Origin of the sequence: Nocardioides sp. J54 (assembly GCF_000519005.1) — a bacterium.
In the GTDB taxonomy this organism is placed as follows: domain Bacteria; phylum Actinomycetota; class Actinomycetes; order Propionibacteriales; family Nocardioidaceae; genus Nocardioides.
Window position 1 is genome coordinate 160,650 of the sequence record NZ_JAER01000006.1, and the last position, 19,895, is coordinate 180,544.

General features: G+C 70.2%; 25 protein-coding genes. All 25 read left to right on the plus strand.

Features of this window, described 5'->3' with window-relative positions; translation table 11 throughout:
• Positions 1–80 precede the first annotated feature (80 nt).
• Positions 81–629, plus strand: a complete 549-nt coding sequence (locus NOCJ54_RS28090) for an HNH endonuclease (RefSeq protein WP_051485546.1) — start codon at positions 81–83, stop codon at positions 627–629.
• Positions 626–958, plus strand: a complete 333-nt coding sequence (locus NOCJ54_RS0106620) for a hypothetical protein (RefSeq protein ID WP_028654870.1) — start codon at positions 626–628, stop codon at positions 956–958. Before NOCJ54_RS28090 ends, NOCJ54_RS0106620 begins: the two co-directional genes overlap by 4 nt.
• A complete protein-coding gene (locus NOCJ54_RS0106625; protein ID WP_157514811.1) occupies positions 955–1,281 on the plus strand; it encodes a hypothetical protein in 327 nt (108 codons plus the stop codon). Before NOCJ54_RS0106620 ends, NOCJ54_RS0106625 begins: the two co-directional genes overlap by 4 nt.
• Entirely contained in the window at positions 1,278–1,826 is a 549-nt protein-coding gene (locus tag NOCJ54_RS0106630) for a hypothetical protein (RefSeq protein ID WP_028654872.1), read from the plus strand. The genes NOCJ54_RS0106625 and NOCJ54_RS0106630 overlap by 4 nt, the downstream gene beginning before the upstream one ends.
• Positions 1,823–2,140: a hypothetical protein gene (locus tag NOCJ54_RS0106635; RefSeq protein ID WP_028654873.1), complete on the plus strand. Its 318-nt coding sequence runs from the start codon at positions 1,823–1,825 to the stop codon at positions 2,138–2,140. Before NOCJ54_RS0106630 ends, NOCJ54_RS0106635 begins: the two co-directional genes overlap by 4 nt.
• A 171-nt stretch (positions 2,141–2,311) precedes the next feature.
• On the plus strand, positions 2,312–2,467 hold the full coding sequence (locus tag NOCJ54_RS29355; RefSeq protein ID WP_157514812.1) for a hypothetical protein: 156 nt from the start codon (positions 2,312–2,314) through the stop codon (positions 2,465–2,467).
• 28 nt (positions 2,468–2,495) lie between these two features.
• Positions 2,496–4,325, plus strand: coding sequence for a terminase large subunit (locus NOCJ54_RS30490; protein WP_036517076.1), 1,830 nt, complete (start codon positions 2,496–2,498; stop codon positions 4,323–4,325).
• A 113-nt stretch (positions 4,326–4,438) separates the two neighbouring features.
• Positions 4,439–5,758, plus strand: coding sequence for a phage portal protein (locus NOCJ54_RS0106660; protein WP_028654874.1), 1,320 nt, complete (start codon positions 4,439–4,441; stop codon positions 5,756–5,758).
• Positions 5,755–6,348, plus strand: a complete 594-nt coding sequence (locus NOCJ54_RS0106665; protein ID WP_028654875.1) for an HK97 family phage prohead protease — start codon at positions 5,755–5,757, stop codon at positions 6,346–6,348. The genes NOCJ54_RS0106660 and NOCJ54_RS0106665 overlap by 4 nt, the downstream gene beginning before the upstream one ends.
• A 20-nt stretch (positions 6,349–6,368) precedes the next feature.
• Positions 6,369–6,554 carry a hypothetical protein gene (locus tag NOCJ54_RS0106670; protein WP_157514813.1) on the plus strand — a complete coding sequence of 62 codons (186 nt, stop codon included), beginning with the start codon at positions 6,369–6,371 and terminating at the stop codon, positions 6,552–6,554.
• A gap of 149 nt (positions 6,555–6,703) precedes the next feature.
• Positions 6,704–7,870, plus strand: coding sequence for a phage major capsid family protein (locus NOCJ54_RS0106675; protein WP_028654877.1), 1,167 nt, complete (start codon positions 6,704–6,706; stop codon positions 7,868–7,870).
• A gap of 7 nt (positions 7,871–7,877) precedes the next feature.
• Positions 7,878–8,204, plus strand: coding sequence for a hypothetical protein (locus NOCJ54_RS0106680; protein ID WP_028654878.1), 327 nt, complete (start codon positions 7,878–7,880; stop codon positions 8,202–8,204).
• A 10-nt stretch (positions 8,205–8,214) separates the two neighbouring features.
• Positions 8,215–8,439, plus strand: a complete 225-nt coding sequence (locus tag NOCJ54_RS0106685) for a hypothetical protein (RefSeq protein WP_028654879.1) — start codon at positions 8,215–8,217, stop codon at positions 8,437–8,439.
• A complete protein-coding gene (locus tag NOCJ54_RS24260) occupies positions 8,436–8,786 on the plus strand; it encodes a hypothetical protein (RefSeq protein WP_036517077.1) in 351 nt (116 codons plus the stop codon). Before NOCJ54_RS0106685 ends, NOCJ54_RS24260 begins: the two co-directional genes overlap by 4 nt.
• Positions 8,783–9,202 carry a hypothetical protein gene (locus NOCJ54_RS24265; RefSeq protein WP_051485548.1) on the plus strand — a complete coding sequence of 140 codons (420 nt, stop codon included), beginning with the start codon at positions 8,783–8,785 and terminating at the stop codon, positions 9,200–9,202. The genes NOCJ54_RS24260 and NOCJ54_RS24265 overlap by 4 nt, the downstream gene beginning before the upstream one ends.
• Positions 9,203–9,206: 4 nt before the next feature.
• On the plus strand, positions 9,207–9,581 hold the full coding sequence (locus NOCJ54_RS24270) for a hypothetical protein (protein ID WP_051485549.1): 375 nt from the start codon (positions 9,207–9,209) through the stop codon (positions 9,579–9,581).
• A gap of 22 nt (positions 9,582–9,603) precedes the next feature.
• Complete coding sequence (locus NOCJ54_RS0106700; protein ID WP_028654880.1) at positions 9,604–9,912, plus strand: hypothetical protein; 309 nt, start codon at positions 9,604–9,606, stop codon at positions 9,910–9,912.
• A gap of 122 nt (positions 9,913–10,034) precedes the next feature.
• Positions 10,035–13,673, plus strand: a complete 3,639-nt coding sequence (locus NOCJ54_RS0106705) for a hypothetical protein (protein ID WP_028654881.1) — start codon at positions 10,035–10,037, stop codon at positions 13,671–13,673.
• Complete coding sequence (locus NOCJ54_RS28095) at positions 13,673–16,312, plus strand: phage tail protein (protein WP_051485550.1); 2,640 nt, start codon at positions 13,673–13,675, stop codon at positions 16,310–16,312. The genes NOCJ54_RS0106705 and NOCJ54_RS28095 overlap by 1 nt, the downstream gene beginning before the upstream one ends.
• A 10-nt stretch (positions 16,313–16,322) precedes the next feature.
• On the plus strand, positions 16,323–16,622 hold the full coding sequence (locus tag NOCJ54_RS0106715) for a hypothetical protein (protein WP_028654882.1): 300 nt from the start codon (positions 16,323–16,325) through the stop codon (positions 16,620–16,622).
• Positions 16,622–17,278, plus strand: a complete 657-nt coding sequence (locus NOCJ54_RS29360; RefSeq protein ID WP_036517079.1) for a hypothetical protein — start codon at positions 16,622–16,624, stop codon at positions 17,276–17,278. Before NOCJ54_RS0106715 ends, NOCJ54_RS29360 begins: the two co-directional genes overlap by 1 nt.
• Positions 17,275–17,934: a hypothetical protein gene (locus NOCJ54_RS28100; protein WP_028654883.1), complete on the plus strand. Its 660-nt coding sequence runs from the start codon at positions 17,275–17,277 to the stop codon at positions 17,932–17,934. Before NOCJ54_RS29360 ends, NOCJ54_RS28100 begins: the two co-directional genes overlap by 4 nt.
• A complete protein-coding gene (locus NOCJ54_RS0106730) occupies positions 17,927–18,640 on the plus strand; it encodes an endonuclease/exonuclease/phosphatase family protein (RefSeq protein ID WP_028654884.1) in 714 nt (237 codons plus the stop codon). The genes NOCJ54_RS28100 and NOCJ54_RS0106730 overlap by 8 nt, the downstream gene beginning before the upstream one ends.
• Positions 18,637–18,855: a hypothetical protein gene (locus NOCJ54_RS0106735; RefSeq protein WP_028654885.1), complete on the plus strand. Its 219-nt coding sequence runs from the start codon at positions 18,637–18,639 to the stop codon at positions 18,853–18,855. Before NOCJ54_RS0106730 ends, NOCJ54_RS0106735 begins: the two co-directional genes overlap by 4 nt.
• Positions 18,856–19,015: 160 nt before the next feature.
• A partial coding sequence (locus NOCJ54_RS0106745; protein ID WP_028654886.1) for a hypothetical protein occupies positions 19,016–19,895 on the plus strand: 880 nt, incomplete at its 3' end.

Genomic DNA, 19,895 nt, shown 5'->3' on the forward strand with positions numbered 1-19,895 from the left:
AACGTAGAAGTCGCATCACCTTCGCATGTGAATCCAACTCCCGTAACGCGCAGGAGCAGCAGGCCGAAGCGGACCCGATCGTGAGCGTCGGCGACGTCCTCGCGGACGTCAGCCTGTGGCCGAGCGGCGACCGCCACCCCGTCGTGCGACACGGCGACCGCGCCGAGATCCCCACGCACGTCCGAGCAGCCGTCTGGTTCCGCGACCGCGGACTCTGCAAGCTCTGCGGCAGCGACACCCCCACAGACCAGCCGCTCCACCTCGACCACATCACCCCCTGGTCTGCCGGCGGCCCCGACACCACCGACAACCTCCGCCTGCTCTGCGAGCGCCACAACCTCGAGCGCAGCAACTTCGACGACGGCACCCGGCAGGCACGTCCCGCGACCTGGTGGTGCATCAACTGCTACAGCCGCGAGGGATACGGCTGGGAGTACGTCGGCGGTTTCGTCAGGTGCCTGATGCACCCCCGCGGCCTCGGCTGCCGTGTAGGCAACCGCTACCAGCGCGAGGCGATCGCCGGCGGCGAGGTCACCAACTGGCACGAACGCGAGCCCATCGTCCACGCCTCAGTGCTCGCCTACTGCGCGCACTGCGACGCCCCCGGCATGACGGACCAGCCGCTATGAACGCCGAGGAAGCCCGCGAGCAGGCTTGCCACGCCCTTGCCGCCCGACTCCGCGCCTGGGGCGTGCCTGACCCCGAGGTCCGTGCCCGCGACTACATGGCCGGCCTCCACGCCGCCGGCTGGCGCTGGCAGGCGCCCGAGAACCGGCCGACGCCGCCCCGTCGCGCCGAGGAGTGCACGACGCACGCCGGCCAGTACGCCGCCAGGTGCGCCGGGTGTGCGGCCGACGCGAAGGCGATCGAGCACAGGCCCGAGCCCGAGCCGCCCCGACCGAAGGCCCCGAAGCCACCGCTGCCTCGCTTCCGCACCACCACCAAGGAGACCCCATGACCACCGAGAACCCCCGCGAGGCTGCCGACGTTGGCCGTAGAGCGACGAACAGCCCGCCGATGGCCCCCGAACCCACCCCGACGCTGACGGACGTCCTCGCGCCGTTCGTGCGATGCGGCGACCGCTACTGCGAGTCGTTCGACAAGGGGAACCGGCGATGCGGCGAGTGCTGCGAACGGGTCGCGGCGGCCGAGCGCATCGTCCGCGCCCACGCCGAGCTCGCATGGGACGAGGCGGTCGCGTCGGCCTACCTGCACGAGACCGAGCACTGGACGGGCATCAAGCACGCCGCCAACCCCTACCGACAGGAGACCGACCAGTGAGTGACTTTGACGAGGCCGCGTGCAGGGCACGGGTCGAGAAGGCAACCGAGGGACCGTGGCGGAGGGCCGAGCAGACTCATGGCGAGTGGTTTGGTATCCATTCGGAGTTCTTCGCGCTCGGGAACATCTTCGACGCGCCCGACGCCGAGTTCATCGCCCACGCCCGCACCGACTTCCCCGCGCTCCTGACGCTGCTCGACAAGGCACGGGCCGAACTGGCTGAGGCGCGAGGCGAGCACGGCGGCGGCTGGTTCATGTCCCAAGCCGAATGGGCGGACTGGTCCAACGACCTCGCCCGCCTCGTGCCCGAGGAGTACGAGGCCGACGTTGAGCAGGAAGAGATCATCGAGCGCGCTCTGGCCGATCTCGTTCGACGCGCCAAAGCCGCCGAGGGTGCGATCGAGCGGGTCAAGGCGCTGGCGGACGAGCGGTACGGCTCTCCCCGGTGGGGGCTTCTCCGCGACGGCGTCAGGTACGTCGAGGTGGCCCACGTCCGCGCCGCCCTCGCCCCCGCCGACACCACGAACGAAGGAGACGAAGCATGACCCCCGAGGAAGCCCGCGCCACCGACCGCGAGCGACTGGCCGAGGTGATCCGCGACGCCGTGCGCATCCGACCGCTCGCCCCACACGTCCGCCAGATCCACGACAACGGCGGGAGCGTGCGCCTGACCGGAACCGAAGCCGGGCAGGCCGCCGACGCCGTGCTCGACTACCTCGCCGAACGCGACCAGCGGATCAAGGCCGAGACGCTGCGGGAGGCGGCATCGGCGCCAGAACTGCGCCTGCGCGGCCACTCGGGGATCAGCGTGCGTGGGCTTCTCGACCGAGCTGAGCGGATCGAGAGGGGCGAGGCATGAACACGACGACCGTAGTGACGCTGTTCCTGATGGCGCTGGGCGGCTTCGGGCTCCTGCTGTTGTCGGCCCTGACAGGGGGTGCCCAGTGACCGCCCTCGCCCGCCGCGTGCTCAACCGCATCCGCACCTGGCTCAACCAACTCGACGACGCCCACGACTGCTGGGAGGACGAATGAACATCTGCACCATGCCCGGCTGCACCACCCCACCCACCACCATCAACCGCGCCGGCCAAGACGTCTGCCGCACACACCGCGCCGTCGTCATCGCCGACAGCTGGATGGGCGAGGGCGACAACCACCTCGAGCCGACGGGAGACAGCCAGTGACGGCAAGCCGACCAGGACAGGGGCGCCCATGACCAGCGCCCTCACCAACAACGGATCCACCCGAGCATGGCGCAAGATCCGCGCCCAATACGAAGCCGCCCTCAACATGCTCGGCGAACTCCCCTGCGGACGCGGAACCGGCACCATCAAACCCGGCGACCAATGGGATCTCGGCCACCGCGTCGACCGCGCCCTCGGAGGCAGCGACCACGACGGACTCTGGCCCGAACACGCAACCGAAACCCCCGGCTGCTGCGAAGGCAACCGCAACGCCGGCGCACGCCTCGGCAACCAACTCCGCCGTTTTTCTGGGCCCGGGGGTAGCGCCGGACAGGCCGGACTGTCCGCGTCTCTCTCTCCGGGGTCCTCTCCCTCGCAGGTGGGTGAGGATGCGCCGGTGTTCGACCCGGCGTCGCTCGAGGGTGTGCCGTGGCTGGCGGATCTGCTCGACAAGCCAGCCGATGCCGCCTGGCCTCGCCACATGACGCCGGTTCACCCCGAGGCTGTGGGTAGTTACGGCTGGTCTCTGATCGAGTGGGGCCGGACGTCGCAGAAGCTTGAGCCGCGGTGGTGGCAGAAGCTGGCGTTGGTGCGGATCCTCGAGCACCGCGAGGACGGGTCGCTGTGCTGGCCTGAGGTGGTGCTGTCGTGCTCGCGCCGGTCGGGGAAGTCGGTCGTCGTGCGGCTGTTGGCGCTGTGGCGGCTGGTGTTCGCGCCGCGGCTGTTCGTGGAGATGCAGCTGATCGTCCACTCGGCGAGCACGCTGAAGATCGCGAAGGAGCCGATGCGGTACGCCGGGCTGTTGTGGGCCCGGAACCAGGATCACCTGAAGGTGTACACGAACAACAACAACTACGCGATCGAGGACACCGAGGGTGGGCATCGGTGGATCGTTGTTCCGCCGGACGCGACGGCCGGTCTGGATACGTGCATGGGCATCGTGGACGAGGCGTGGAAGTGTGATCCGCAGGTGGTTGACGACGACCTCGAGCCGTCGTTGATGGAGCGGGTGTCGCCGCAGTTGCTGTTGGTGTCGACGGCTCACCGGCGGGCGACGTCGTTGATGCGGGGCCGGATCTCGGGCGCGTTGGCGGGGCAGGACGCGGACCGGTCGTTGTTGCTGTTGTGGGCTGCGGCGCCTGATGCGGAGCCGGGTGACGAGGCCGCGTGGCGGTCGGCGTCGCCGTACTGGTCGGAGGCGCGTGAGGACACGATTCGTCGGGCCTACGAGAAGGCGTTGCGCGGTGAGGTTGACCCGGAGGCGGATGACCCGGACCCGATGGAGGGTTTCAAGGCGCAGTACCTGAACCAGTGGCGGGTGAGGAAGGTCAGGCTGCCGGGGACGCCGGCGGTTGACGAGGATGACTGGTTGAGCCGTGGGGTGTACGAGCCGGGCGGGGGTGGCCGTGTGATCGCGGTGGAGGCGGCGTTCGCTGACGGGGTGTGTGTGGCGGTGGCGGAGGTGCTGCCGGATGGTCGGGTCGGGGTGTCCGTGGAGGACTTCGCGACGGCGCCAGCGGCTGCTGCTCGGGCGGCGGAGCTGTTGTCGGGTGAGGTTCCGGTCTGGGGGTACGTGGCGGGGAAGTCGCTGACCCGGGATCCGGGGTTCGAGGACGCGGAGGGTGTGCAGGGTCAGAGTCGGCAGGCGGTGAAGGATCTGCGGGCGCTGGTCCGGGATGACGCGTTGGTGCATGACCGGTCGCCGGTGTTGATGGAGCAGGTTGAGGGGCTGCGGGTGAAGGAGGCCCGCGGTGAGGTGCAGGTCGTGTCCAACGGCCGCATCGACGGTGTGAAGGCGGCGACCTGGGCGGCGACCCGTGCCCGCGAGTTCGCCAACGCGTCGCCGGACATCTACTGATGGATCCGAACCTCAACCTAAGTTGAGGGTACGATTCATCTAGGAGCCAAGAGTCGGCCCCGCTGTTCGGAAGGCCAAGCGTCGGCCCCACGCCTACCTGAAGGTGTTGACGCATGGGTCTGTTCGACCGGTTCCGCCGCACGGAGACTCGCGGGTCCTACGTGCGGACCTCGGGCGACCTGCTCGTTAACGAGCCGATCACCTGGGTCGGCTGGGACGGAGGCGGCGGGGCGTACCCGATCGGACCCGGGCAGTGGACGGCGCCGGCGATCCCCGCGACGCTCCGCGCGACGAGCCTGATCGTGACCCCGCTGACGGCGGCCCCGTTCCGGGCGCTAGCGGGCAACGGCCGCCCGACGGCTTCCACGCCGCGGTGGATCACGGACCCGATGCTGCTGCGGCCGGACGAGCGGTACGCCGCGCCGACGCACCCCGCGGTCGTCCAGCTCCCCCGCGGGCTGTTCTGGGCGGAGTGGATCCGGTCGGCGTGCTGGTGGGGCGAGGGTGGGCTGCTGTACGTCGAGGACGCCTCGGGGCAGCCGGTTGCCGGGTCGCTGCGGAACGTCGCCTCGCACGCGCTGGGGACGACCAGGGACCAGAACAACGCGCTGCGGTGGACGCTCGGTGAGGGCTCCGAGCTCGTGGTGTTCGACCGGGGCGGGTACGCGACGATCGGGGCGCACCGCTACCGGCTCGTGGTGCTGCGCAACCCGTACTCCCCCGTCGACCTCGACGGCCGGTCGCGGGGTGTGTTCGCGATGACGCCGTCGGTGTTCGGGCTCGCCGACCAGTTGACGACCTACCAGTCGGGGCAGTTCCGGTCGGGTGTCCCGAATGGCTACCTGAAGGTCACCTCACCGAACCTCGACCAGACGAAGGCCGACGCGCTCAAGAAGAAGTGGTTGGAGAACCACGGCGGCGACCGACGGTCGATCGCGGTCCTGAACGCGACGACGGAGTTCAAGCCGATCAACCTGTCGCCGGTCGACACGGCGCTCGACCAGGTGAAGCGGCTGAACATCGCGGACCTCGCGTTCGCGTTCGGCATCGACCCGATGACGCTCGGCGCCGGCCTGAACAACTCCGCGACGTACAACAACCTGCGCGACGCGTGGGCCAACCACAAGGACTTCGGTCTCGCCGCGTGGATCGCGGCCGTTCAGGACTGCCTGACGCCACTGATGCCCGGCGCGCAGTCGATCGCCGTGTCGCTGGAGGGTTTCGCGAACCCGACGCCGAAGGAGCGGTTGGAGACCTATCAGCTGGCGCAGACGGTCGACCCGTCCGGCGGGCTGTTGAACGAGATCCGTGCCGACGAGGGCCGTGCCCCGTTGCAGCTCGCCACCCCCGACCCCGACCCCGACCCCATCGCTGACGAGGATCCGGCGCCCGAGCCGGACCCGACCGACGACGCTCCCGAGGAGGAGTCATGACCATCACCGACATCGAGGTCCCGCGCTCCCTCCAGGAGCCGCAGTTCCGTTCGGCGGAGATCCGCGAGATCGCGGCCGACGACGAGCGGTCGATCCTGCTCCGCGCCGTGCCCTACGACGTGGAGACCCAGCTGTGGGACAACCTCTACGAGTCGTTCGCGCCGGGTGCGTTCGCCCGTGCGACGAAGGACCCGGCGCGGGTGAAGTTCTACCTCGGTCACGGCGGGCCGCTGGTCGGCATGGCCGAGATGGTCGAGGACCGTGAGGACGGGGTGTGGATCCGCAACATCGTCTCCCGCACCGCGTCGGGTGACGAGCTGCTGACGCTCGCGCGGGACAAGGTGCTCGACGAGGCGTCGATCGAGTTCCGCATCGTGAAGGGCGGGACGGAGATCACCGAGCGCGACGGCAAGACGTACTGGCGGCACAAGCGGGCCCAGCTGCTCGGGGTGGCGCTGGTGCCGCATGGCGCCTATGGCCGGAACGCGCTGGTGAAGGCCGTGCGTGACGACCAGGACAAGGCGGCTGAGGTCGCTCGTGCTGCTGCTCGCGCGGAGGCGATCGCGCGGCTGACCGGGCTGAACCACTGATGTCCGCGGACGTGATCCGAGTGACGGACGAGACCACTCGCCCGGAGATCGAGGCGTCGCTGCGCGAGTACGCGGCCTATGCCGCGCGGCAGCTGCACCACCCGGACTGTGTCCAGTGGCGCCTGGCGCACGACCGCATCGACGCGCTGCTCGACGACTGGCGCCGTGCGCCCGACACGCGCGACACGAACCTCAACCAAGGTTGAGGTTCGGGTATTCTCTATCCCAGTAGCGTCCCGCCGTAAGCCGGCCTCGTAGGTCCCGCCCCGTCACCGGGGTCCCGCCCGGAGTGCTCAGCGACAAGGTCCCGCGTGAACAGAATCCCGCCCGTTCTGCTCACGTCTTGGAGGACCTGATGAGCACCGCCGTACTGGACAAGATCCGCACCGAGCGCGACCAGGTTCGCGCCGCCGCCCTCAAGATGGTGGAGTCCGACGACTTCAACCCCGAGGACGAGACCTACAAGGAGCTCGAGGCCCGCGCCGCCGCGCTCGACACCCGCGCCGCGAAGCTCGTCGAGCTGCTCGAGGGGCAGGCCGCCACCGACGCGACGTTCGGCCGCATCGACGAGGCCGCGAAGAAGCAGGAGGAGCGCTCCAAGGTCACCGAGCCCGAGGAGCGTGGCCGTTCGTGGGGTGAGCTGTTCGTCCGCTCCGACGCCTTCAAGGGCTACAACCTCCACGGCCGCTCCGACCGGTTCGAGCTCAACCTCGACGAGGTCGAGGCCCGTGCCCTCCCGACCGGCCTGTCCGACCTCGTGTCCGCGGGCCTGTCGATGCCGAAGTTCACGGTCGACACCACGGCCCCGGTCGCCCCGACCCCGCTGCTCGACGCGATCTCCTCGTTCCGGGTGGAGACCAACGCCGTCGAGTTCGTGAAGTGGGCCAAGGTCGCCGGCGGCGCCGCCGTCGTCGCCGAGAAGGGCAACAAGCCCTCCGCGGAGTTCGCGCCGACCGTCACCTCCGACACCCTCGACAACATCGCGGTCTGGACCCAGGTCACCCGCCAGATGGCCGAGGACCAGCGGACCGTGATGGACAAGATCAACAACGAGCTGCGCCGCGACGTGCTCCGCGAGGAGGAGGCCCAGGCCGCTGCCGCGCTGGCCGCTGCGACCCTCCCGACCGCGACCGCCGCGACCCTGCTCGGCGCGATCCGTACCGGTCTCGCGACCGTCCAGTCGGCCGGCTACCAGCCGAACGCGGTGCTGCTGAACCCGGCGGACTGGGCCGAGCTGGACATCGACGTCATGGGCGCCACCCTCTACGGCCCGCAGGTCGCGCAGCGGTTCTGGGGTCTGACCCCGATCCCGGCGGCCTCGCAGCCGGCGGGGACCGCGACCGTGGGTGACTTCCGGGCCGGTGTCGAGCGGTACGTCCGCACCGAGGTCAGCCTGTACGTCACCGACTCCCACGCGTCGACGTTCATCGCGAACGTGCTGACGATCCTCGCCGAGCGTCGCTCGCTGACCGCCGTGGTGCGGCCGCAGGCGCTGGTCGAGGCGTCGGTCGCGACCCCCTGATCGCGCCGTGTCCGCCCCGACAGTTCCTGAGGTTCAGGCGTACCTGACCTCGATCGGACTCACTCCGCAGCCCCTCACCGTCGAGAACGCCTACGAGGCCGAGAAGGCTGCGCAGGCGCGGGTGTGTGAGGTGCCTGCGGACGGGGCGGACTGGCCGGCGGATCTCGCCGAAGCGCTGTGCCGGCGGGTGGCCGTGAACCTCACGGTTCGCGGCCTCCCGCTGGGGGTGCAGGCGTCGATCTCGGAGGCCGCGGTCGGCATCGCCCGGGTGGGTGGTGGTGACCGTGAGGTCGACCGGCTCGAGGGCCCGTACCGGACCATCCCGATCGCCTGAGGAGGGCGTGATGACCGAGCAGGACAAGCAGGAGAAGTCGGAGCCGAAGAAGGCGCCGGCGAAGAAGGCCGCCTCGCGGAAGCGGGTGAAGGACGAGTCGCCGGCCCCGCAGGGCGAGAACGTCACGAAGCGGGTGAAGGCGCCGGCGCGACCGGAGTCGGCCGTCCAGATCAAGAAGCGCGTCAAGGCCGAGGCCCGGTCGCGGTCGATCCCCGAGGCGGTCGACGAGAAGTGAGCCAGGTGGTACGGGAGGCGCTTGCTGCCGCGGCCAACACGGTCGACGGTGTCAACGTCACGCCGTACTACCGGCAGGCCACCGGCGTCGGGGAGGGTCTGGTCCGCTACGACCGGACCGACTACCCGAACGCGTTCGGCGGCCTCGTGACCTGGTGGGTGGTCGTCGTGCTGCCCCAGGACATGCGAGCCGCGGAGGAGTGGCTCGACGAGAACGGCGCGGCCCTCCGAGAGGCGGTCGCCGAAGAGCTGATCGTGCGGTCGATGTACCCACAACAGCTCGCCCTCACCGACGGCAGCGCCGTGCTCGCCGTCGTGATCGAAGGACAACGAGAGGAAGCATCATGACCGCACTCGGAACCCGTCTGCTGACCCTGGAGGTCGACGGGACGGACTTCACCGCGCAGGTGTCGAACGTCCGCATCGTCTCCGGGGAGTCGGACGCCGACTTCGTCACCTTCGCTGACGCCGCCTCCGGCGGCGCCCGCGAGTACCGGCTGGCGTTCACCGCCGTCCAGGACCCCGCCACCGGCACGCTGTGGGACGAGGTGTGGTCGAACGCCGGCGACACCGTCCCGTTCACCATCGCCCCGGCCGGAGGCGCCACCGCGTCGCCGACCACCCCGCACTTCGAGGGGTCCGCGGTGATCAGCGAACCGGACGGCGACATCCTCGGTGGCGAGGCGAACGCCTCGACGACCGCCCGCTTCACCTTCGAGTGCGAGTGGGTCTGCACGGCCAAGCCCACCCGGGTCACGGTCTGAGCCGATGACCAACGGGTCCGACGTCCGCGTGGAGGGTCTGGCGGCTGCCGTACGGCAGTTGCAGGCGCTCGGCGTGGATCTGGAGGACCTCCGGGCCGCGTTCACCCGGATCGCCTCCGAGGCCGTCCCGACCTACCAGCGGTTCACGCCGGTCAGGTCGGGGCGGCTGCGAGGCAACTACCGGGCGTCGAAGACGAAGAACCGGGTGGCGCTGCTGGTTGGTGGCGGCGCCGTCCCCTACGCGCGGGTCATCAACTACGGCTGGCCCAAGCGCAACATCGCGGCCGCGGACTTCGTCGCGAAGGGCGACGTGGTCACCACCCCGAAGGCTCTCGAGGCGATCGAGGCCGACATCAACCGACTCATCCGATCCATGTGAACGCAACCGAGGAGCAGCACCGATGAACGCACCCAGCAAGAACTACGGCATGACTGCCGTGGAGGCCATGAACTCGCTGAACGGGTTCGACGAGATCGCGATCGAGAAGGCGTTCGGTCAGGACTTCGACGACCTCAACGGCCGAGCCACCGTCCGCGCGGTGATCTTCGTCCTGGAGAAGCGCGCCGGCGCCTCGGACAAGGACGCGAAGCAGTACGCGATGAGCGTCCCGATGGGTCAGCTCGACGACCACTTCGAGAGCAACCCCGAAGAGGTGGACGAGGACGAGCCCGAGACCGAGCAGGGAAAAGACTCCTCCGCCGACGGCTGAGGGACGAGGAGCTCGCCGCGTTCTGCCTGCTGACGGGGGTGGCGCCGAGCGAGTACCCGGGCCTCACGAGGGGGCAGCGGGAGGCATTCATCAAGGTCGCGAAGGGAAAGAGGTGATCAGCGGTGGCGGTTCGTCCGATCCGAATCTCGGTCGTCGCTGACGCCAGCAAGGCCCGCAAGGAAGTCAGCGCTCTCGGGAGCAAGCTGAAGACCGGGCTGGCGCTGGGGGCGGCCGCCGGGACTGCGGCGCTGGTGAAGTTCGGCGTCGACTCGGTCAAGTCGCTGGCCCGCATCGAGCGCATCAACGCGCAGACCGCGGCCGCGATCAAGTCCACCGGCAGGGCTGCGGGGGTGTCCGCGAAGCACGTCGAGGACCTCGCCGGTTCGCTCGAGGCCGTCACCGCGACCGAGGCCGAGTCCATCCAGACCGGCGCGAACTTCCTGCTGACGTTCAAGAACATCCGCAACGAGGCGGGCAAGGGCAACGACATCTTCGACCAGACCGTCCGGGTCATGACCGACGTGTCGCGGGCGATGGACAACACTGGGGGCGCGGTTCTCGACACCCGCACCCAGGCGTTGCAGCTGGGCAAGGCGCTGAACGACCCCGTGAAGGGCATCACGGCGCTGTCGCGGGTCGGCATCACCTTCACCCGTCAGCAAGAGAAGCAGATCAAGACGCTGGTCGAGTCCGGCAAGACGATGTCCGCACAGAAGCTCATCCTGAAGGAGCTCGAGGCGCAGTTCGGGGGCTCGGGCAAGGCGTTCGCGAAGACCACCGCGGGCCGGTGGGAGCTGCTGCAGCACCAGCTGGGGACGCTCGGGGAGACGATCCTCGAGGACCTGCTTCCGCATCTGTCGGACCTCGCCGACAAGGGCACCCGCGGCCTCGAGGTGCTGACCGAGCACGCCCCGGAGATCAAGGCGTTCGGCCGCGACGTCGGCGACCTCGCGAAGACCGTCGGCCAGGAGCTGATCCCGCCGGTGAAGACGGCCGGTGAGCTGCTGGTCGACCTCACGAAGTTCGTCGCCGGCCTCCCGGGCCCCGTGAAGGAGGTGGGGGTCCAGGTGGGCATCGCGGCCCTCGTGCTACCGCGGTTCACCGCCGGGGTAACCGCGGCGACCGCGGCCGTCGGGGTGAACATCGCCCGGCTGAAGCAACTGCAGGCCGAGATGACCTACACCGCCACGCGGTCACAGCTCGCCTCGACTGCGATGGGTCGGCTTGGGAGCGGTGTCAGGACTGTCGCCGGGATCGGTGGCCTCGTGGCCCTCACGTCGGGGCTCTCCGACGCCTCGAAGGAGGGCACCACCTTCGGGAACGTGCTGAAGGGGGCCGCGGGTGGCGCAGGTGTCGGTGCGATGTTCGGCCCGATCGGCGCTCTGGTCGGTGCCGGCGTGGGTGGCGGCCTGACGGCGCTCGCCGGGTCGTTCGCGACCACGGCCGAGGAGGCCACCAAGGCCCGACTTGAGCTGCTGCGGACCGAGGGGTTCAAGCAGGCGAAGTCCGACGCTGACGACCTCGGCACCGCGCTGCGTGGGGTGATCAACGCCTACGGCGAGACGTCGCGGGCGGCCGTGCGGGCGTCGTTCACCGGCAAGGACGGGAAGCTGGACGCGGACATCGCGAAGCTCCGGTCTCTCGGGGTGTCGATGGACACCATCGTCTCGGCGACGCTCGGCCAGGCGGACGCCCAGAAGGTCGTCGACAAGGCGCTGGCTGGTTCGGTGACGGACCTGCAGAAGGTCGCCGACGGCTACAAGGCGGCGTACGACAACGTCAAGGACGGCGCCGACGACCTCGTCACCGCGACCGGTCAGGTGATCAAGAACGGTCGCGCTCTCACTGGCGATGAGCTGAAGGGCTACAAGACCCGCTGGCAGGAGGCCGAGGCTGCCGTCGAGGAAGCCCGCATCGCGACCGACACCTTCAACAAGCGCATCGGGGAGAACGCCGGCGCGATCAAGGACCACCAGGAGCAGGTCCGGCAGCTGGCGACCAGCCTCGGCCTGTCGGTGAAGGAGTACCGCCAGTTCCCGAAGTCCGTTCGGACGAGGTTCGAGTCGGAGGGTCTGCCGCAGACGTCGGCGGACGCTGTCCGCCTGATCGGCCGGTTCAAGGCCCTGCAGTCCTTCCGCAGCATCCGCGCCCTCGTCTCCGCTCCGGGGATCGACCTCACCCGGAAGCAGATCACCGACCTGCAGAAGCGGTACAACCTCACCCCCAAGCAGGTCCGCACCCTGTTCCGCTCCGAGGGCGTCGGGAAGGTGAAGAAGGACGCCGCCGACGTGAAGGCCGGGCTGTCGAAGGTCGACACGAAGGTCACCCTGAAGGGCTGGCTGAACGGCCTCAAGTCGGCCATCAACCAGGGCGCCACCCTCACCGAGCGCGACCGCAAGACGATCAAGGACAAGCTCGAGGCGATCGAGAAGGCACACCCGAACCTCGCCCCCTACGTCAAGTCGGTGCGGACCGCCGTCTCGAACGCGAAGACCGCGGCGTCCGACTCGAACACTGTCGGCAACCAACTGAAGCAGGGCCTCCTGAACGGCATGTACGGGACAGGTCCCGCGCTGTCGGCGATCATGTCGTCGGCCGTCCGGGACGCGATCCGGTCCGCGAAGCGTGAGGCCGACTCCCACTCGCCGTCCCGCAAGACCCACAAACTGGGTGAAGACCTCGGCGCGGGTCTCGTGAACGGGATGCGGGCCAAGCGGCCGAAGGCGAGGACCGCCGGGCAGAAGCTGATGCAGTCGGTGCTGGCCGGCGTCCGCGACGGCTCCCGCGGGGTCGACGGTGCGCTCGACAAGGTCACCGCGGCGGTGCAGAAGGCGATCACCGGCAAGAACGAGGCCGCTCGGGAGAAGCGGTACCTGAAGTCGCTGCGCGACGAGTACACCGCGCTGCGGCGCAACGCGACCGCGCAGGACCGGAACGCGGCGAAGCTGGACCGGGCCCGGGACCGTCTGCGGACCCTCACCGACGAGTACAAGGCGTACCGGTCGGCGATCTCGGACGCGGTCAAGGCGACCGGGGACATCACGCAGCTGGGGCGGCAGGACGACGGCACCGTGACGATCACGGGACTGCTGAACGAGCTGAAGAACAAGGTGAACGCGGCGAAGCGGTTCGACGTGCTGCTGCGGGACCTGGCCGCGAAGGGCCTGGACCGGACGGCGATCCAGCAGATGCTCGACGCCGGCCCCGAGGCTGCGCTGGCTACGGCTGAGGCGATCGCGTCGGGTGGTGCTTCGGCGATCACGGAGATCAACGAGCTGCAGGCGCAGTTGGCGAAGACCGGGGACACGCTGTCGAAGTCGATGGCGGACCGGTATTACGGCGCCGGGGTGGCTGCGGCCAAGGGTGTCGTGAAGGGGCTGGAGGCGGAGGCGAAGAGGCTCGACAAGGCTGCGGTGCGGCTGGCGAACGAGCTGGTGAAGGCGGTGAAGAAGGCGCTGGGGATCAAGTCCCCGTCGCGGGTGTTCGCCGGGATCGGCGACAACGTCACCAAGGGTCTCGTGATCGGGCTGGATGACACCTACGTCCGCCGGTCGGGTGCGGTGCTGGCGTCGTCGCTGGAGAAGGGGTTCGGTACGCCGGCGCTCGACGCGATGGTGTCGCGAGGTGTCGCGGGTGATGGGGAGCGGACGCTCCGTGTGCGGTTCACGGCTGAGCAGGTGTCTCGGCTTCAGAAGGGCCGCGAGGTCATCGCGGACATCGACTACGCACGCTCCAACGGCGTGAGGGCGGAGACGTTCTGATGGTTCAGCAGCAGTTCGACACGGTCGACGTGGTGCGGCTCGAGGTCGAGACCGACCCGACGGGGTTGGCGAACCTGATCCAGAACCCGAACGGCGAGCTGGGCGGCTGGGGGTGGATCACCCCGGTCGCGGGTTCGGCGATGGAGGCCGTCACGGCGGGGTTGCGGTTCTCGGGTGTCGCGGGCGCGTCGTACTTCACGTCGGAGGCGATGCCTGTGACGGCCGGCCAGTACGTCGCGGCCCGCCTGTCCGGCCTGGGTGGTGTGGGGGTGACGCACGTCCGGGTGCGGTTCGAGTGGCTGGATCTGGACGGGGTGCTGTTGTCCTCGTCGGCGCAGTCGGCGTATCTGCCGGTGGTGTCGGCGAATGTGCAGTACGGCCCGCTGGTGGCGCCGGCGTCGACTGTGTTCGTGCGGTTGCGGGTCGACCTGTACGCGTCGAACACGGGCACGAACCCGGCGGGGGCGCACTCGTTCACGTTCGACCAGGTGACGGTGGCGAAGGCCGCGTCGACGGGCGAGTTCAACCGGGTACGGACCAACCTCGTGCCGAACCCGTCGTTCGAGGACGGCACAACCATCGGGTGGGTTGCGGGGCCCCAGACCTGGATCACGCCATACGCAGGGCCGCCGGCGCCTTGGGTGGGCGGGAGGCTGCTCGCTCTCGGCGTTGAGTCCGGGGCGCCTGCCGCTCTGTCGGCACAGACCGCACCCGGAACCGCGGGAATGCCTGTCACGCCGGGTCTCGGCTACGGGTTCCGGGCCATGCTGTTGATCCCGTGGGACGCCGAGCAGAGCCGCACCGGACTCGTCTCCGTCCGCTGGTACAACGCCTCGGGGGCGCTGATCATCGAGACCAAGCCGATCCCACAACCGGCCGTCGAGCCTGACGCCTGGCAGCTCTTCGAGGCCGGCGGACTGATCGCACCGCCGTCCGCGGCCTACGCCGCGATCCACGTGTCCGTCAGCACGACACCGACTCAAGACTCGGCGTTCGTCGACGGCTTCCTGTTTGAGCGCACCAACAGCACCCCCGACGCCTACTTCGACGGCTCCACCCCCGACGCCCTCGGCTGGGATTACGCGTGGACCGGAACGCCCAACCAGTCCCCGTCCACGGCCACCCTCAACGGCCTCTCCTACATCCCGCCCACGGAGTACCTCAACGTCCTCCCCGACTCCCACACCATCCGCGTCTCCCGCTCCGAGCTCAACGCCGGACACCTCGACGCGACCATCCTGTCCAGCGCCCTCGACCCCTCGCAGTCGACCCTCATCCGTCCCGGACGGCGGGCACGCCTGACCGCGCTCGTCGACGGCCAGTGGGAGACCGTGATCGGTGGGAAGCTCCTCGAGGCGAACGTCACCTACGAGGTGAAGAACCCTGCGGTCCCGGACGAGAAGCGGGCGCGCATCGAGGTCACCATCGTCGACCCCGCCCAGACCCTCGCGAACACCGGCCGCCCCGAAGGTGTCGCCACCATCGACGAGCTCCCCTACGTGCTCGAGGGCGCTGGGGTGCCGTGGTGTGTCAACGGGTCCGGCAACCAGGTCCCCGCGGCGGACGTCACCACCTACAACGAGGGCGCGAAGGCGCTCGACCAGGTCGCGCTGACCCGGGACACGCGGATCGGGTACGCGTGGATGAACCGGGTCGGCGTGCTGAACGTGTGGGACCGCGACCAGATCGCGTCCGGGTCGCCGGTCCTGCTGGACGAGGACGACTACTCCGACATTGACCTGTCCTACTCCACGAAGGACTGCATCAACGAGGTCCAGATCACCGTCCAGTCCCTGGGTGCGGACGGGACGACGACGGAGACCGTCTACGGCCCCTACGTGGACGGCGCCTCCATCGTCGAGTGGGGTCGGTACCGCAAGGAGTTCACCGTCACCGGCCTCGACTCCACCGAGGTCGACGCGTTGGCGGCAGCGATCCTCGCCGCAGCGGCCACCCCCCGCATCCGCGTCAACTCCCTGACCATCCCCCTCAACACGATCGCCCGCGTCGAGGCCCACGCACTCCGGGACCTGTACGACGAAGTCCGCGTCGTGCTGACCTCGCTCGGCATCGACGAAGTCCTCCGCGTCACCGGCCTCGAGCACACCATCGCCACCAGCAAGTGGATGCTCCGCCTCGACTTCTCCGACGAGGGCGGTGTCGCTTCACCGACTGTCCAGCCGCCGGTGCAGTCCGGGATCCGGCCCGACGTCGGGGTGATCGAGCTGTTCGCCGGTTCGACCCCGCCGGCCGGGAAGCTGCTGTGCGACGGCACCTCCTACCCGGTGGCCGACTACCCGCACCTGTTCGCGGTCATCGGCTACACGTTCGGCGGGTCGGGCGCGTTCTTCAACGTCCCCGACCTGACCGACCGGTTCCCGATCGGGTCGGGCACCAAGGCCCTCGGCACCACGGGCGGCTCACCGACGAAGCCGATCCCCGCCCACACCCACGGCATCCCCGGCCAGTCGCCTGCCACGGCACGCACCTGGGCCTCGGGCACGTCGAGCACGAACGCGCCCGCGCTCGGCAACTACGACGGCCACAACCACGGCGGGTCCACCTCCGGCACCAGCGGTTCGGCCTTCGACGTCATGAACCCCTGGATCTCCCTCAACTTCGTCATCCGAGCAGCCTGAGGAGTCCCCCGTGACCAGCGACCCAACGCCCCGCGAGCTGCTGATCCAGCTGCAGGCCGCCGTCGCACAGATCGACGCCCTCACCGCGCGGCTCGACGGGCTGACGCAAACCCTCGCGTCGTCCTACGTGCCCCGCGGGGAGTACGCCGCACACCGCGAGGCCGACGACCGACGGTTCAAGGAGGTCGAAGGCGACCTCGCCGCGCAGGCAGGGTTCCGCCGGCAGGTCGCAGCCGGGTTCGCCGTCGGGTTCCTGCTCCTGCTCGCCACCGTGATCGGCACCCTCGCCCAAGTCCCCGGAGTCGGATGATGAAGACACCAGTCCCCTCCCGCCGCGCACTGGTCGCGCTCGCCTGGCTCGTCGCGCTCGCCGCGCTCGCCCTCGGCGCGTGGCTGGTCGGCGCCGTGACCACGCTCGGCGAGGAGAACCACCGTTTCGAGGAGCGCGACCGGCAGTCCCTCGCCGACCGTGAGGAGCTCCGCGAGCGTCTCGACCGCGAGGAGGCTGCGCTGGCGGCGCTGGCCGAGCAGCTGCGGCAGCTCGGCGAGGACCCCGTCGTCGAGCCGACCGACCCGCCGGCCACGGACCGGCTCGTGCCGATCCCCGGGCCCCGTGGCCTGTCGTGCGTCGAGGAGCTCGGCCTGCGCCCGTGTCGCGGTGACCGTGGCGCCCCCGGCCCTCGTGGCAGCGACGGCGGCCGTGGTGCGCCCGGGGAAACCGGGGAGACCGGTGCGCAGGGTGAGCCCGGTCCCGCTGGTCCCGCCGGACCGGCTGGCAAGGACGGCGCCCCCGGCCCCGCCGGCCCTCCGGGACCCCAGGGTCCCGCGGGGACAGCCAAGCCCGGCACCTACTCCTGCCCCGCCGGCGAGGTCATGACCGGCTTCACCGTCACCGCCGCCGGCGACGTCACCGTCACCTGCGCCCCGACCTTCTCCCCCGGCAACCCGAACGGAGCCCGCCGATGACCTACCGTGCAGTCGGCACCGACACGAGCGGCCGACCCATCCGCATGTCGCCCGTCTTCACCGACTGGTGGGACCTCTACGTCGACCGCCTCGGGTTCGTCCCGACCATCACCCAGGGCGGGTGGATGGGTGACCTCGCCGCGGCCCTGTCCAGCACGACCCACGACGGCGACGCGCTCGACCTGCGGGTCTGGGACCGCACCCAGAACCAGGTGCAGGCGATGGTCCGCGAGGCCCGCGCCCTCGGCGCCGCCGCGTGGCTCCGCGACCAGCGGCACGGCGGCTTCACCGACCCCCACGTCCACCTCGTCCCCGGCCGCTGGGCCCACCCCTCGGCGTCGGCGCTCCGCCAGTGGGACGCCTGCCGCAACGGCCGCGACGGACTCGCCTCCAACGGCCCCGACTACCACCCCTACCCCCTCGCCACCACACCACCGAAGGACGACCTCATGGCCGCAGCAGACGACATCCTGAAGGCGATCGACGCGCAGACGAAGGCGATCAACGCCCACACCGACAAGCGGGTCGCCGAGCTGAAGAACCGCATCGACATCAGCCGCAACCGGATCCGCGAGGTGCTGGGCAGCAAGACGTCGAAGCTCGACGCGAACGACCGCGCGATCCTCGAGGCGATCCTGGCGGACGACGATGCGTGACACCGTCCTGCTGTTCGTCCTGCGGGTCGCGTTCGGCAACGTCCCGACGAAGGTCAAGGCCGCCGGCTGGGAAGGGTGCTTCCGCATCCTGAAGGCCCGCGGCGACGTCGTCGGGATCAACGAGGCCGGCAACTGGAGGGCGAAGCGGGTCTACGCCCGTCTCGCGAAGGCCGCCGGCTACGGGCGGTACGGGCTGTTCATCGGCCCCAACCCGATCTTCTGGGACCGTCGGGTCTACCGCCGCTACTCGGCCCGACAGGTGAGGCTCCACGACAGCGGGAAGGGCCGCCGGGCCCGCCTGTGGCCCGGGTTCAACGCCGCCCGGTACATGACCGTCGTCGTCCTGACACACCTCGACACCGGCCGCCTCGTGACGTTCATCAACCTGCACTTCGTCGCCCCGGGCCCGAAGGTCCCGGCGCGCTGGCGGGCAGCGATGCGGAACCGCTCGATCGCCCGCCTGCGGAAGATCGTCGCGCACCACCAGGCCGCCGGCCGCGACGTCGTCGTGTTCGGTGACGCGAACCGCCACGGCTTCCCCATCCCCGGCGCCGTGTGGCTGGACTCGAGCCGCCCCGACGTCCTCGCGATCGTCCCTGCCGACGACACCCGCCTCGGAGACACCACGGTCGAGCAGGTCCCTGCCCCGACCGACCACAAGCGCGTGGTGGCCGCCCGCGCCGAGCTGATTGGAGCAGCAGCATGAAGAACCTCGCCCCCTACGCGAAGGCCCTCGTGGCCGCCGCCACCGCCGCCATCGCGTTCGCGATCCCCATCGTCGACGACGGCCTCAAGCCCTCCGAGGTGCTCGGCATCATCGGCGCCGGCCTCGCGGGCCTCGGGATCGTGTACGCCGTCCCGAACCGAACCGAGCCGAAGCACCGCGCCGAGCCCGGCCTCATCTACGGCGACGAGGTCTAGCCATGTCGCCGTGGGCCGTGGCGCTCGAGGTCCCCGCCCTGCTCGTCGGGCCCCTCGTCTGCCGCGTCACCGGCCGACACCGCTGGCACGTCTGGCGCCACCACGCCGCCCCCACCCAGCGCATCTGCCTCCGCTGCGGCGGAACCGGGAAGGAGAACCGATGAGCACCTACCGAACCCTCACCGGCGACCTGCGGGACGTCGCCCGCACCGCCGAGGCCGACGTCACCGCCACCGTGCGCACCAACCAGGGCAACCGCGCCATCGTCGACCGCGACACCGGCCGCGTCTTCCTCCCCGGAACCTCCCACATCGACGTCCGCAGCAACGGCACCTTCCGCGTCGAGCTCCTCGACTCCCACTCCCCCGACACCAACGTCGACGGCCCCATCCAGTACGCCATCGACGTCCGCCACGCTGGCAAGCCGTGGACCAGCGGCTGGTTCGAGCTCACCGCCGACACCGACCTCGCCGACGTCGTCGCGGTCGACTTCATCCCCGCCACCCTCCTCGACGGCGTCGACGCAGCGCTGGCCGGCGAGCTCGCCAAACCCGACAGCGAATCCGGTGCCGCGGTCGACACCCGTGCAGCCGCGGTCGCGACGTCGGCAGCGGTGGTGGCCGCCGAGGCCGCCGTCGCACCCCTCGCCACCGCCGTCGACGACCTCGCCGCCGACACCCTGCCCGACGCCGACGGCTGGCCCATCCACCTCTACGGCGCGTCCTACGCGGTGGTCAACCAGACCGCCGGCCCGTTCTTCACCCCCGGCGGCCACTACGCCCAGCTGCTCGCCGCGAAGGCCGCCGCCGGCGCCGTCACCTCCTACGGCGTCAACGGCCGCCGCGCCCTCGACGTCGCCCTCACCCTCCTCAACGGGCAGCCCATGTCCGGCATCACCGGCATCATCGCCGCCGGCAAGTGGCCCGGCACGGCAACCCGCTCCGGGCTGCTCGTCCACGACGCCCTCGGCAACGACGTCATGAACCAGGCCGCGATGAACGCCGCGTCGATCACCGTCGCCGCCATCACCGGCAGCGCCT